Genomic DNA, 14,253 nt, shown 5'->3' on the forward strand with positions numbered 1-14,253 from the left:
TCGCCGAAGCTGGGCCTGTCATGCTGATGTTGCATCGGGCCGAGCGCACCGACCGGCTGGCCACCGCGCTGGCCGGCGTGCTCAGTGAGCCGACCGGGGATCCGTTCGATCCGGAGATCGTCGCGGTGTCGTCACGGGGTGTGGAGCGCTGGCTCGCCCAGCGGCTGTCGCATCGTCTGGGCGTGTCGGCCGGCGAGGACGGGATCTGCGCGAACGTGCTGTTCCCGTCGTTCGCCGACCTGATGGATCAGGCCGGTGGCGGTGACGGCGCGTGGCGCCCGGACCGGCTGGTGTGGCCGTTGCTGGAGGTCATCGACGACTGCATGCCGGAGTCGTGGTGCCGGACGCTGGCCGCCTATCTGGGCGCGGGCGAGGACGATCCGGTTCGCCACGGCCGCCGGTACGCCACCGCACGCCGCCTGGCCGCCCTGTTCGACTCGTACGCTGCGCATCGTCCCGGCATGCTGCGGGCCTGGTCGGCGGGCGACGACCAGGACGGGCTCGACGGTCGCCTCCCGGACGATCTGCTCTGGCAGGCACATCTGTGGCGACGCCTCGGCGAGCGGATGGATGGCCCCGGACCGGCCGAACGACTGGAGTCGGCCTGCCGGAGGCTTCGCGAGAACCCGGCGACCTCCGATCTCCCGCAGCGGCTGTCGATCTTCGGGTTGACCCGGCTCCCGGCGGCCCACGCCGACCTGCTCGCCGCCCTGGGCGCCGGCCGGGACGTGCACGTATGGCTCCCCCATCCGTCGCCCGCGCTGTGGGAGCGGCTGCGGGCGCACCCGGCGGACGACCGGCGCCGCCGCGCGAACGACCTGACCGGGCATCCCCTGCTGGCATCTCTCGGCCGTGACGTCCGTGAATTGCAGACGACGCTCGGCCCGGCCGACAGCGTCCACCACCCGGCGGCGCCGTTTCCGGACACGCTGCTCGGCCGGTTGCAGCAGGCGATCGCCGCCGACCAGCCGCCGCCGGCGTCGCTGCCGGTGGCGGCACGTCACGACCGCAGCGTCCAGGTGCACGCCTGCCACGGCCCGGACCGCCAAGTCGAAGTGCTGCGCGAGGTGATCCTCGGGCTGCTGGCCTCCGATCCCGATCTGGAACCGCGGGACGTGCTGGTGATGTGCCCGGACATCGAGGTGTACGCGCCGCTGATCTCCGCCTCGTTCGGGCTCGGCGCGGACGCGGTTCATCCTGCGCATCGGCTCCGGGTGCGGCTCGCCGACCGGGCACTGCGCCGTGTGAACCCGCTGTTCGGGGTGATCGCACGCCTGCTGGAGCTGGCCGATGGGCGGGTGACGGCGGCCGAGGTGCTCGACCTGGCGGCGATGGCTCCGGTGCGGCGCTGTTTCCGGTTCGACGACGACGATCTGGATCGGCTGGGTGAGCTGGTCTCCGATTCGGGCGTGCGGTGGGGGTTCGACGCCGGCCATCGGGCGAGGTTCGAGGTGCCGGTCCGGTCGAACACCTGGGACGCCGGGCTCGACCGGATCCTGCTGGGAGTCGCGATGAGCGAGGACGGACCGCATTGGCTGGGCACCGCGCTGCCGCTGGACGACATGGACTCCGGTGACGTGGACCTGGCCGGTCGCCTGGCCGAACTGGTCGAACGGCTACGCGGGGTGCTCACCGGGTTCTCCGGGCGGCGTTCGCCGGGCGACTGGCTCGCCGCGATCGAGACCACCACCGACCTGCTCACCGACGTGCCGGACGCCGACCGATGGCAGCGAACCCAGCTGAGTGAGGTGCTGGCCGACATCGGAGCGTACGCCCCGGAGCGGATCGTTCTCGGCCTGTCCGACGTCCGTGCGCTGCTGGACGGGGTTCTGCGCGGCACACCGACCCGCGCCAACTTCCGCACCGGTGATCTGACGATGTGCACCCTCGTGCCGATGCGGTCGGTCCCGCACCGGGTGATCTGCGTTCTCGGGCTCGACGACGGCGTGTTCCCGCGCGGCGCCAGCCGCGACGGCGACGACGTGCTCGGCCGCGACCCGTGTGTGGGCGAGCGTGATCCGCGCGGCGAGGACCGGCAGTTGCTGCTCGACGCGGTGATGGCCGCGACCGGCACGCTGGTGCTGCTGTACTCGGGCGCCGACGAGCGAACCAACACGCCACGACCGCCGGCGGTGCCGCTCGGCGAACTCCTCGACGCGCTCGACCGCACCGCACGCACCGCCGACGGTCACCCGCTGCGCGAGCAGGTGGTGACCCGGCATCCGTTGCAGCCGTTCGACATCCGCAACTTCGACAGCGGTGTGCTCGGCACGGCCGGCCCGTTCAGTTTCGACGCGATCGCGCTGGCCGGGGCGAGGGCCGCCACGGACGCCCGGAGGCCGGAGCCACCGTTTCTTCCCGGCCCGCTGGCCGCTCTCGATGACGAGACGGTCGAGCTGGCCGATCTGCAGACCTTCTTCGCCCATCCGGTACGGGGTTTCGCCCGGCGCCGCCTCGGCCTGATCCTGTCGAGCTCGGACGACGAGCCGGCCGACAGGTTGCCCGTCGAGTTGGACGCGCTGCAACGGTGGGCGGTCGGCGACCGGCTGCTGCGGGCTCTGTTGGACGGCGGTGACCTGGGACGCAACGTACAGGCGGAGTGGCGGCGGGGAACCGTGCCGCCCGGCCCGCTCGGCACCCGTCTGCTGGACTCCCTCGCGGCCGAGGTGGAACCCCTCGCCACCGCAGCCCTGACCCACCGGCGCAGCGAAGCCCAGGCCGTGGACATCGCGATCACCCTCGACGACGGGCGGCTGCTGACCGGCACGATCGGCGACCTGCACGGCGACGTGCTGCTGACGGTGGCGTTCTCCCGGATCGCCCCCAAACACCGGCTCCGAGCCTGGCTCAACCTGCTCGCCCTGACCGTGGCCCGGCCGGAGACCGCGTGGCGGGCGGTCACCGTCGGCCGGGGACGACAGGGCCGGCCCGCGCAGGCGGTGGCCGGGCCGATCGACCCGTCCACCGCGGCCCGGGTGCTCGGCGACCTGGTCGCGATCGCCGACGCCGGACTGCGCGAGCCGCTGCCGCTGGCCGGTAAGTCCTCGCACGCCTACGCCGGTTGCCGGACGGCGGGCGGAACCGTGGACGACGCGCACGCGAAGGCACGCAACGAATGGACCCGGTTCTCGTTCGGGGGCGAGTCCGACGACGCCGCCCACCAATTGGTGTGGGGTCCGGAGGCGACCCTCGACACGCTGCTGGCCGCGCCGTCGTCCGGCGGGTCCGAGCCGACCCGGTTCGGTGAACTGGCGGTACGTCTCTGGCGACCGTTGATCGGCGCCGAGCGGATGGAGCACCTCTGATGTCGTCCACAGCGCTCGGGGGGCGTACCGGAGTCGCGGGGTTTGATGTCTGTGGCCCTTTGCCGGAAGGCACCACCGTGCTGGAGGCCAGCGCGGGCACCGGGAAGACCTGGACGATCGCCGCGCTGGCCACCAGGTATGTCGCCGAAGGACGGGCCGAACTGCCACGCCTGCTGCTGGTCACTTTCGGACGATCGGCTACCGCCGAACTACGCCACCGGGTACGCGAACGCCTGGTCGCAACCGAACGCGCCCTGGCCGAACCGGCGCGTGCCCGGCGCGCTGCCGACCCGGTGGCGGCGCTGCTGGCCGACGCTGCTGGCGAGGAGGTCGCCCGGCGCCGGGGCCGGCTCGGCGCCGCGATCGCCGACTTCGACGCGGCGACGATCGCCACCACTCATCAGTTCTGCGGGCAGGTTCTCGCCGATCTGGGCATCGCCGCCGACACCGATCCGGCCGCGATGCTGGTCGACGATCTGGACGACCTGGTCACCGAGGTGGCCGACGATCTCTATCTGCGCAAATATGCGACTGCCGGATCCCCTGACCCGCATTTCGGCCTGGACGTCGCCCTGGCGGTGGCCCGGCAGGCGGTCGCCGACGGGCAGGCCCGGCTGGAACCCGCCGACGGTGATCCGGACGACGCAGCGCACGTGCGGTGCCGGTTCGCTGCGGCGGTCCGTGCCGAAGTGGACCGCCGCAAGCGGGCACGGGGGCTGACCGGGTTCGATGACCTGCTGACCGGACTGGCCGCAGCCCTCACCGATCCGATCCGTGGGCCGGAGGCCTGCCGCCGTCTGCGGGAACGCTATGCGGTGGTGATGATCGACGAATTCCAGGACACCGACCCGGTGCAGTGGACGATCGTGCGCACCGCGTTTCACGGGCATCGCACGCTGGTGCTGATCGGCGACCCGAAACAGGCGATCTACGCGTTCCGTGGCGCCGACGTGGTCAGCTATCTGTCGGCCGCCGGTGATGCGCCGGCGCACGCGGGCCTGGCGACCAACTGGCGCAGCGATCAGGGGCTGCTGGCGGCGTTCGCCAGGGTGTTCGGCGGGGCCGCGCTCGGCGACGACCGGATCACGGTCCGGCCGGTGAGCGCGGCACACACCGGCACCCGGCTGCCCGGTCCGCCGTTCCTGATCCGGGTGCTCGGCCGCGACGGGTTCACCCTGAACAAATCCGGACTGGTCGCTGCCGCCGACGCCCGGGACACGATCGTCACCGACCTGGTCGCCCGGATCACCGCCATGATCACGGAGCGGGAGGTCGTGCCCGGGGACATCGCCGTCCTGGTCCGGACCAACAGACAGAGCGCCCTGGTCCAGCAGGCTCTGTCCGAAGCCGGAGTTCCCGCGGTACAGGCCGGGACCACCAGCGTCTTCGGGACCGAAGCCGGCCGGGACTGGCTGGCACTGCTGGAAGGTCTCGAACAGCCGCACCGCCGGGCACGGGTCGCGGCAGCCGCCCTGACCGGCATCGTCGGCTGGTCCGCCACCCGGCTCGCCGAAGCGAGCGACACGGAACTCGACGGGCTCGGCACGACGTTGCGGCACTGGGCGGCGCTCGCAGCCGAACGGGGCATGGCAGCGTTGGTGGAAGCGGTCACGTCCACCGGCGTACCGGAAAGGCTTCTTGCTCTTCACCACGGGGAACGCCGGCTCACCGATCTGCGGCATGTCGGGATGGCTCTGCACGCGGCTGCCGTCGACGGCGATCTGGGGCTGGCAGCGGTCACCGACTGGCTGCGCCGCCGGATCGGCGACGCGCCACTGGACATCAGCGTCGAACGCAGCCGGCGGCTGGAGTCGGATGCCGATGCGGTGCAGATCCTGACCGTGCACGGCAGCAAGGGCCTGGAGTATCCGGTGGTGCTGCTGCCGTTCGGGTGGGACCGGTTCGTCGCGCAGCCCGACCTGCTGCGCCTGCACGACGCAAGCGGGGCGCGGGTGCTGGACGTCGGCGGGGCGGGTTCCCGTGAAGCCCTGCGCCGGCACCGTGACGAGGAGGACGGCGAGGACCTGCGGCTGCTGTACGTGGCGTTGACCCGCGCCGCGAGCCGGGTCGTCGCATGGTGGGCGCCGACCGCCAACACCAAGGCGTCGGCGCTGCACCGGCTGCTGTTCGGGCGGCCGGGCGACGGCGAGAACCCGGCGCCGGAGTATCCGGTGCCGGCCGATGACGACGCGCTGACTCACCTACGCGGTCTCGCCTCGGCCGACCTCGCGGTGGAACAGGTCGCGACGGTGGCACCGGCGCGCAGGCGGACGCCGGTGCTGTCGCGGCCTTCGCTGTCGGTGGCGTCCTTCCACCGGCGGCTCGACCTGCAGTGGCGGCGGACCTCCTACTCGCGGCTCACCTCCGGGCAGCACGATCATCCCGGCGTGGACAGCGAGGCACCCGACTCCGCTGTCTCCGACGAGACCGTCACCCCGGTCGTCGACAGCCCGGACGAGCCGGAGGCGGCGATGCCGTCACCGATGGGTGACCTGCCGGCCGGGGCCGCGTTCGGGACGCTGCTGCACTCGCTTCTGGAGCAGTGCGACTTCGCTGCCGCCGACCTGGTCGCCGAGTTGACCTCCTGTGCCGCCGGGCTGCCGGGGCTGCCGGTGAGCCCGGAGACCCTGGCCGAGGCGCTGGCACCCGCCCTGCGGACACCGCTCGGGCCGCTGGCGGACGGGCGGGCACTCACCGGGTTCGGACGGCGGGACCGGCTCGACGAACTGGAGTTCGAACTGCCGCTCGGGGGCGGGGACCAGGCGTCCGGCGTACCCGATCGGTCGTCGACGTTGAATGATGTCGCCGACTGCCTCGAACGGCATCTCGATCCGGACGATCCGCTCTCGGCCTACGTGCCGCGGATGCGGGAGATCGGGCCGCAGGTGCTGCGGGGATATCTGACCGGCAGCATCGATGCGGTGCTGCGGCTGCCTGGGCCGCGTTTTCTGGTCGTCGACTACAAGTCGAACCGTCTCGGCCGATTCTCGGCACCGTTGACCGCCGCCGACTACCGGCCCGCTGCCTTGACCGACGCGATGATCGCGGCGCATTACCCCTTGCAGGCTTTGCTGTACGGGGTGGCATTGCACCGCTATCTGCGGTGGCGGCAGCCGGGTGCGCGATGCGGCGGGGTGCTGTATCTGTTCCTGCGGGGAATGTGCGGGCCGTCAACTCCGCCGGGACACGGGGTGTTCAGTTGGCAACCGCCACACGAACTGATCGCCGAATTGTCGGATCTGCTATGACAATCGCTGCTTTCGATGCGTCCGAAGTACTAGAACCAGCTGATGTGCACACCGCCCGGCGGATCGGGCAGCTCAGCGGGGAACCCGACGAGGACGTGCAACTCGCGGCGGCCCTGGCCGTACGGGCGCTGCGGCAGGGGGCGGTCTGCGTCGACCTGGCCACGGTCCGCGAGACCGTGGCCGTCCTCGAGGCGGGTGGGCTGCCCTGGCCCGAGCCGGGCGCGTGGCTGGACGCCTGCGCGCGCAGTCCGATGGTGTCGCGGGACGGTTCGCCCGGGCGGCCGCTGCGGCTGGTGAACGGGCTTGTCTATCTGGATCGCTATTGGCGGGAGGAGGAACTGATCCGCCGCCAGTTGCAGCTGCGCGCGGCCGACCCGCCTTCTGTGGACCCGTCTCGTCTGCGTGCTGATCTCGACCGGCTTTTCGACGACGACTCGGGCCGGCAGCGGCTGGCCGCCGCGGTCAGTGCGCTGCGGTGGGTGTCGGTGCTGGCCGGCGGGCCGGGGACCGGGAAGACCACCGCTGTCGCCCGGATCCTGGCGGTGCTGCGCGGCCAGCCCGGGGAGCCGTTGCGGATCGCGCTGGCGGCCCCGACCGGGAAGGCCGCGGCCCGGCTGACCGAAGCGGTACGGGAAGCCGCCGCACTGCTGCCGGAGCCGGATCGGGCCGCAATCGCCGGGCTGCGGGCCTCGACGCTGCACCGGCTACTGGGGCGGCAGCCGGGTACCCGGACCCGGTTCCGGCATCATCGGGCGCACCGGCTGCCGTTTGACGTGGTCGTGGTGGACGAGAGCTCGATGGTGTCGCTGACGTTGATGGCGCGGCTGATCGACGCTGTCCGTCCCGACGCGCGGCTGATCCTCGTCGGTGATCCCGGACAGCTGGCGTCCGTGGAGGCCGGGGCCGTGCTCGGCGACATCGTGGCTGCTCCGGGACTTCCCGAGCCGCAGCTTCATGCCTCGCTGGCAGCGCTCGGGGTGTCGGCTCCGGTCACCAACGGGGTGGTGACCCTGGACCGGACCTGGCGGTTCGGCGGGGACCTGGCGGCGCTGGCGACTGCGGTGCGTGGCGGAGACGCGGACGCGGCCGTCGGGCTGTTGCGGGCAGGTGGGGCGCAGCTGGAGTTCGTCGAGACGCCGGCAACGGAGTGTGCCGGTCTGCGGGACGAGGTGGCCGGGTCGCTGCGGGCCGTTGCGCAGGCCGCTGCCGACGGCGACGCGTCACGGGCGTTGCGGAGTCTGGAAGCGCACCGGTTGTTGTGTGCGCATCGGCGTGGCCCGTTCGGGGTCGCCTGGTGGACCGCCGAGGTGGCGGCGTGGCTGGGGTTGCCCGAGTATGGCGACGCGGTTTCCGGACGTCCGTTGCTGATCACAGCGAACGATTACGAGGCGGGCCTGTTCAACGGGGACACCGGGGTGATCGTGCAGACCGCTGACGGGTTGCGGGCCGTTTTCGCCCGTGGTGACGAGGTGGTGTCGGTGGCTCCGTCGCGGTTGTCGCAGGCACAGCCGCTCTACGCGGTGACGGTGCATCGCAGTCAGGGCAGCCAGTTCGACCGGGTGTCGCTGCTGCTGCCGCCTTCGACGTCACCGCTGCTGACCAGGGAGCTGTTCTACACGGCGGTGACCCGCGCGAAGGCCGGCCTGCGGGTGGTGGGCAGCGAGGACGCGGTGCGGGTGGCGGTGCAGCGGCCAATTGCCCGGGCGAGCGGCCTGCGGGAGAGCCTGGGTGTCGCCTGACGAGCCAGGTCAGGTGTCAGACCTCGGCGTGATACGAGCCGTCGTCTTCTCTGATCAGGGCTCCGGTGACCTGGCCGACTTCCAGCCCGTACCGGAGCAGCCGGTCTATCTTCTCGGTCATGCGGCGGTACCCGAGCAGTTCCAGAGTCGAACGCAGCAGGTCCGGCTCCCCCATCCCGGCCCGCGCTGCCAGCGCGCTGTAGGCAGCGTTCGCGATCTCCTCGGGTGCGATGTCCTCGATGGCCCGGTCGGTGCTCTGGACGGTGCGGCGGTATCCGCGCCAGGATTGGACGTCGAGGTCCGGCGGCCAGGCGAAGACGCCGGCCTGGCTGCTGCGGAACGTTTCCGGATCGGCCAGGGCAAGTACCGCCGCGCGCCGGTCGGCGTGTGCCTTGGTGAACCCGAACCGGGCCAGCACCAGCCGTGCGAGCCGCTGCTGTTCCACCGGTCCCTCAGCTGCGATCACCTGGTCGATCGCGGCACGGACAGCGGCCCGGATGGCTGGGCTGCTGTCGATGAGGTCGATGTCGGTGCGCTGACCCAGCGGTGTCGGCGAGTACGGCACGAAGTCCGACCATCCGGAGCCCGAGATGACCGGCATTTCCGAAGGTTCCTCGCCCCAGGACCGCAGTAGCGGATCCTCGTCCGGCAGAGGGGCTTCCACGGCGGCATGCTCGTCTGCCGAAGGCGGAGAAGGCAGAGAAGGCGGTGCTTCCGCCAGCCGCCGAAGGCTTTCGGCAGCGGCACGATCGACCGCGCCCGCGATGGCGTCGAGAACCTGTGAGCGGTCGCGGATCCATGCTGGCAGCCAGAACCGCACCACCTCCGGCCAGCCCATGATGGCGCTGAGCAGACCCGGTGCGTCGTCGCGGTCGGCCACTGTGGGACGCCGGCTCCATTGCGGGCTGTCCAGCATCACCGCGACCTGCCAACGCGTGGCGCCGGCCGCACGGACGGCGATGTCGACGGTGAAGTCCGACAGCCCGTGACAGGTGGTGACCTCGAACCCCCGCTCCTCGATGGCGGCGGCCACCTCGTCCCGGATCCGATCGCGATGGTGTCGCCGGGTCGTCGACAGATCTCCGAGGCTCTCCACCCCGGCGGCGGCCATCTCGCAGTACGCCCGCAGATGCTGCGTGCCCACCGACGAGGTCCGGGCCAGGTCGATGTCGGCCGGGTCGAACGAGGCGAACAGGACGACCTGCCTTCGGGCCCGGGTGATCGCGACGTTGAATCGCCGCTCGCCGCCTGTTCGGCTCAGCGGGCCGAGATTCAGTGGCAGGCGACCGGTTTCCGGATCGGTGGAGAACGCCAGCGAGAACAGGATGACATCGCGTTCGTCGCCTTGAACGTTCTCGAGGTTCTTGACGAAGATCGGCTCACGCCGGCTGTCGGACATCATGTCGCGGATCAGCGGGTCAGTGTTCTCCTCGAGCATGTTCAGGATCAGGTCGCGCTGCGGGAGGTTGAAGGTGACGACGCCGATCGAGAAAGACTGGGTCGCCGGGGCACGCAGCCGCCGCGAGATCTCCGCGACGATCTCACGCGCCTCGACCTCGTTGGTCCGGCTGCCACCGCGCTCGTATCGGCCGGGGACTCTGCGCCAGTGCACGCCGGCGGTCTCGGCCACGCCGGGTGACGGCATGCTGGAGAGTTTGCTGTCGTAGTAGTAGCGATTCGAGAAGGCGATCAGTGACTCGTCGTGGCTGCGGTAGTGCCAGGAGAGCCAGCGCTGCGGCAGGCCCGACTCGACGGCCTCACTGAGGATGCTGTCGAGATCCTCGGGAACCGGATCGTCCTCGGCCGGGTGGTCGTCGTCGGCGCCCGAGGCCTGCATGGTGGACGTCGGTGGCATCTGCCGGGAGTCTCCGACGATGACGGCCGACCGTCCTCGCCCCATGGCCCCGATCGCCTCCGGCACCGTGATCTGTGACGCCTCGTCAAAGATCACGATGTCGAACCGGGCTGCGTCCGGCGCCAGGAAGGTGGCCGCCGATGCCGGGCTGACCAGAACACACGGCGTCAAGGACAGGACCGCATCGGAGTATTCGGTGAACAACTCCCGGAACGACTTTCCACCGCGCTTGCGGCGCAGTTCGGTGGCCAGCTCCGCGACGCGGCCGCGGCGTTCGCCCGGCCGGAACGGCCGGCGTTCCACCAGCATCGACGGCAGGTGCTCCGGCAGCGCGGCACGCAACTTCGCGGCGGCCTTCTGGAACTGCGCGATCTCGTTGTCGTGCACCTCCGGATCGAAGTACTCGAGGTCTCCGGCTCGTAGTCGTTCGGCCAGGGCGGTCACGGAGACACCACGCCGGTACGCGTGTTCGGCCGCATCCGCCGGGATCTCGGCCCGCAACAACTGCTCACGGAACGCACCGAGCCCCGTGTGGGGCAACGAGTCCGTGCTGGCCAGCACGGCCGCCCAGCGGTGCGGGGCCAGAAGACCGTCACGAACCAGATCTGACTGCCACGTCGCGCCGTCGCGCTGCCACGACTCGTACCAGCCCAGCTCGCCGGCCCAGAAGGCGAAGTCCGCATGGTCGCTGTGCAGCGCCGTCCGCCACGCCGTCCAGTTGGCGAGCACATGGTGGAACAGGTGCGCGGCGGCCGGGCCGGAGCCGGCGGCGAGAACGTTCCAGAAGTCCGGGTGCTCGACAAGCAGCGCACGGCCTGTCACCACTGCCTGATGGGCGACCGACAGTTGCGCTTCCGCGTGATGCACCTCGGCCGGCCAGCCGGGCGGCAGCCGGAGCCCGCCGAGTCCTTCCGCATGGGTTCGCAGACGATCGAGCCGATCCAGCATCAGCAACAGTCTGGTGATGACCTGTGCGACCTGATCGGCATCGACCGCCACACCCGGGTGGGTGAACGGCGCCAGACGGTCCGCGACGCGCTGCAACGCTTTGCGTTTGCCGAGGCCGAGGAACCGCTTGGCCGCGCTGTGCGCCTCCGCCAGCCACTCGGTCAGTTCCGGTACGGAGAAGCGACCGAACTGAAAGTCCCGCAGCTCACCATCATGGTCCCGGCGGAACTGGACGAGGGCGGCGTGGAGCCCGGCGACCTGATCGTCCCAGCCGGGTTCGCATGCTCGCCGGGTGGCCGCATGGCTCGGTAACTGCCCTACTGCCGCCAGATGCGCAGCCGGCTGAAAAGCTGTCAGCAAGCCGGGATCGCTGAGGCGCCTGAGGCAGGCAGCGAGTTCCGGGCGGTTCGCGACCTCAGCGCGTACCTTCTCCAGTTCATTCGCTACGGCCTGGAGTGTGGCGCGGTCGAGGAGGTCGACGGTACGCGAGCCGCTCAGCGCCCAGGGATGGTGGCGCCGCAACTGGGCCGACGGTGCCACGGCCGCGAAATCCTGCAGGTCACGCTCGACCTTCTCACGGTCCGCGACGGGCGTCTCCAGAAATCCGGGCGGCACCGTCGCTGTCGCGCCGTCGCCGTAGACCAGCACGGACTCGAACGCGGACCAGGCTGTCAGACCCACGCCGTTACGGGTATGGAGTCGTTCCGGGTACCGCGCGAGCGCAGCAAGCTTGGCGCGGTAGCCGGCCTCCACCGCGGTCCAGGCGGTGCTGTCGCCTCGGTCCGTCTGCTCCAGTGATTGGTACAGCTGTTCCCGGATGGCGTTCATCGACTGTGTCCGGCCATGCAGGTCGAGGGTGAACGGTGCCAGCCCGATCGAGGTGAGCCGGCTCTTGACCACTTCCAGGGCGGCCTGCTTCTCCGCCACGAACAGCACCGACCGGCCACAGGTGATGGCGGTCGCGATGAGGTTGGTGATCGTCTGGGATTTGCCCGTGCCGGGTGGACCTTCGAGCACGAACGAGTAGCCGCGCTCGGCCGTGACGATGGCCCGCATCTGTGATCCGTCCGCCGGGATCGGAAGATGCAGCCGGCTCTCGTCGACGATGACCTCGGCCGGGTCGCCGAGCGGGTCGTCGAAGGTGGCCCCGGTCGATTCCACCAGATGACGGACGACCGGGCTCGCCATGAAGACCGGCCAGTGATCGCGCATGTCACGCCAGAGCTGGACGGTGGAGAACTGCAGCAGACGCAGACTCGCGATCTCGTCCACGCGATAGTTCAGCCGGTTCCGGACCAGGTGCTCCCGGATCGCTGTCAGAGTCCTGGGGATGTCCAGCCCGGACTCGTCACGGATCGGGCGCTCCAGTTCGGCGATCTGCACACCGTGCCGGACACGCAGCCATTCGACCAGGCACTGATTGGCCGACGCGATCTGCGATCCGTCGATGACCAGGTGGTACGCGAGACGCCCGGCACCGCCTTCGATCCGTACCGGCAGCAGGAACAACGGTGCGTGCGCTTCGCCTCCCCGAGCCTTGGGATGGACCATGGTGCCGATGGTCAGGTAGAGGTAGTTGCCACCGGTCTCCTGCTCCATCGTGCGGGCGTCACGCTGAAGACCACGCATGACGGTGCGGTAACGCTTCTCGTCCACCGCGCCGAAGATCCGGCGATCGTCGCGGAGCTGCCGGGTGATCACCTCCGGATCGAGATGCGCGGCACGTCGTGCTCCGGCCAGTTCCTCGAGGTGGCTGATCTGGTCCTGAGGCACGATCTCCAGGCGCTTGCCGGCGTGGATGATGTCGTCGAGCAGTGCCAGCGCTCCTGCGGGCACGTGCAGGTCGAGTCCTTTGCCTCGCGCCGGAAGGCTCAGCAGCGGGTTGCGCAGGCTGAGGTCGAGCAGCGAACGTTTCCATTGCTGGATCCGCAGCGGAGAGTCGTCTCGTTCCTCCGGCGCCGCCTCCTCGGCGGTGTGTTCCTCGGCCCAGGCCCGCGCCGCGCCGGGCGGGAGGCCGATGGAGGGCGTGGTGGGTGGGGCGGAGCCGCCATGTGGCGCGTGTGGCGGCGGCGCCGGGTCCTGCGCGGGCAGGGGGCGTACGCCATTGCGGTGGGCCTGATGGATGTCGATGGCGCCGAGCACGCGGGAGCGGCCGTCGCGGAAGTGGCCGACACCGGTCTGCACCGCCGCCGGGAAGTCCAGCGACCGCGCTCCGGGTCCCACCGCGGTCAACTCGACCGGAACGGCCCGGCCGGACTCGACCATGGAGATGAGGAAGTTGTCCTCGGTCACCACCGTCGTCGGAAGGTGCTGTTCGGACGCCAGGAAGCCGGCGATCGCGTGCCCTCTGAGCAGCCAGATCAACGGCCGCAGCCCGGCTTGTTCCAGGCAGGCGGCATAGGTGACGGACAGGTCGATGCAGTTGCCGAGGCGGCCGTCCAGGACCGCTGCCGTGGTCCGGATCTTCTGGCCGCTGTTCTCGAACGATGCCGGCAGGTCTCGATAATGGATTCCTGCCTGCCGAAGCGCCTCGTAGATCGCGCCCGCGATGTTGGCGGCCCGGCCCATTCCGCTCTGGTAGCCGTCTATCGAACCCGATCCGGTGGTCATGACCAGGATCTGCGCGGCCGCGCGCAGAATGGCGTCGACCGCCGCCATGTTGGGCTGTACGAAGGCGGCCAGCGAGTCGAACAGCAGCGGATTGTTGAACCACTCGTCGTGGGCGAGAGCGAGCGAGGGAATCCTCGCTATCAGATCCGGATGCCCGTGACGAGCGACGTTGAGCCGGTAGTCGACCGGGAAAGCCTCGTTCGCGCCACGGAGGACACCGATGTCCGGGTTGAGTGCGGCGAAGTCGTCCCAGCACACCGTAGTACCTGGGAGAACCCGGGGGACGACACCCTGCCACGGCTGACTGAGCGGTCCGGCCGGGCCTTCGATGTCGAGTCTTACCTCAAGTCGCTCAGCAGCTTCCGGCCCCAGGTTCTGGATCTCCAACTGACGAACCACCGGAACCCGGTTGTGCACCAATGCCAGGTTGATGGCTGGTTGCACGAACAGATGTACGGCAAGCCCGCGAGCTTCCAGCCTCACCGGCTCGAAAACGCCACTGTTCACGCCGGTTCCTTTCTCCGACATGGCGGGACTCACCCAGCGTG

General features: G+C 70.5%; 4 protein-coding genes. 3 read left to right on the forward strand and 1 reads right to left on the reverse strand.

Annotated elements, in window-relative coordinates; all coding sequences use genetic code 11:
* The first annotated feature begins 20 nt into the window (after positions 1-20).
* From recC to recD, 3 genes are read left to right on the forward strand one after another with little or no spacing between them, the layout of a single operon-like run.
* Positions 21-3,305, forward strand: coding sequence for an exodeoxyribonuclease V subunit gamma (recC, locus tag AB0E94_RS37325; RefSeq protein WP_360336293.1), 3,285 nt, complete (start codon positions 21-23; stop codon positions 3,303-3,305).
* Positions 3,305-6,553, forward strand: a complete 3,249-nt coding sequence (locus tag AB0E94_RS37330) for a UvrD-helicase domain-containing protein (RefSeq protein WP_360336295.1) — start codon at positions 3,305-3,307, stop codon at positions 6,551-6,553. The genes recC and AB0E94_RS37330 overlap by 1 nt, the downstream gene beginning before the upstream one ends.
* Positions 6,550-8,292, forward strand: coding sequence for an exodeoxyribonuclease V subunit alpha (recD, locus tag AB0E94_RS37335; protein ID WP_360336296.1), 1,743 nt, complete (start codon positions 6,550-6,552; stop codon positions 8,290-8,292). The genes AB0E94_RS37330 and recD overlap by 4 nt, the downstream gene beginning before the upstream one ends.
* A gap of 16 nt (positions 8,293-8,308) precedes the next feature.
* Here the strand turns inward: recD and AB0E94_RS37340 are convergent, their stop codons facing one another.
* The gene (locus AB0E94_RS37340) at positions 8,309-13,963 is read right to left on the reverse strand and encodes a DUF4011 domain-containing protein (protein ID WP_360336298.1); all 5,655 of its coding nucleotides are present in this window, start codon (positions 13,961-13,963) and stop codon (positions 8,309-8,311) included.
* Positions 13,964-14,253 lie beyond the last annotated feature (290 nt).

Source organism: Actinoplanes sp. NPDC026670 (assembly GCF_040638175.1).
GTDB lineage: Bacteria > Actinomycetota > Actinomycetes > Mycobacteriales > Micromonosporaceae > Actinoplanes.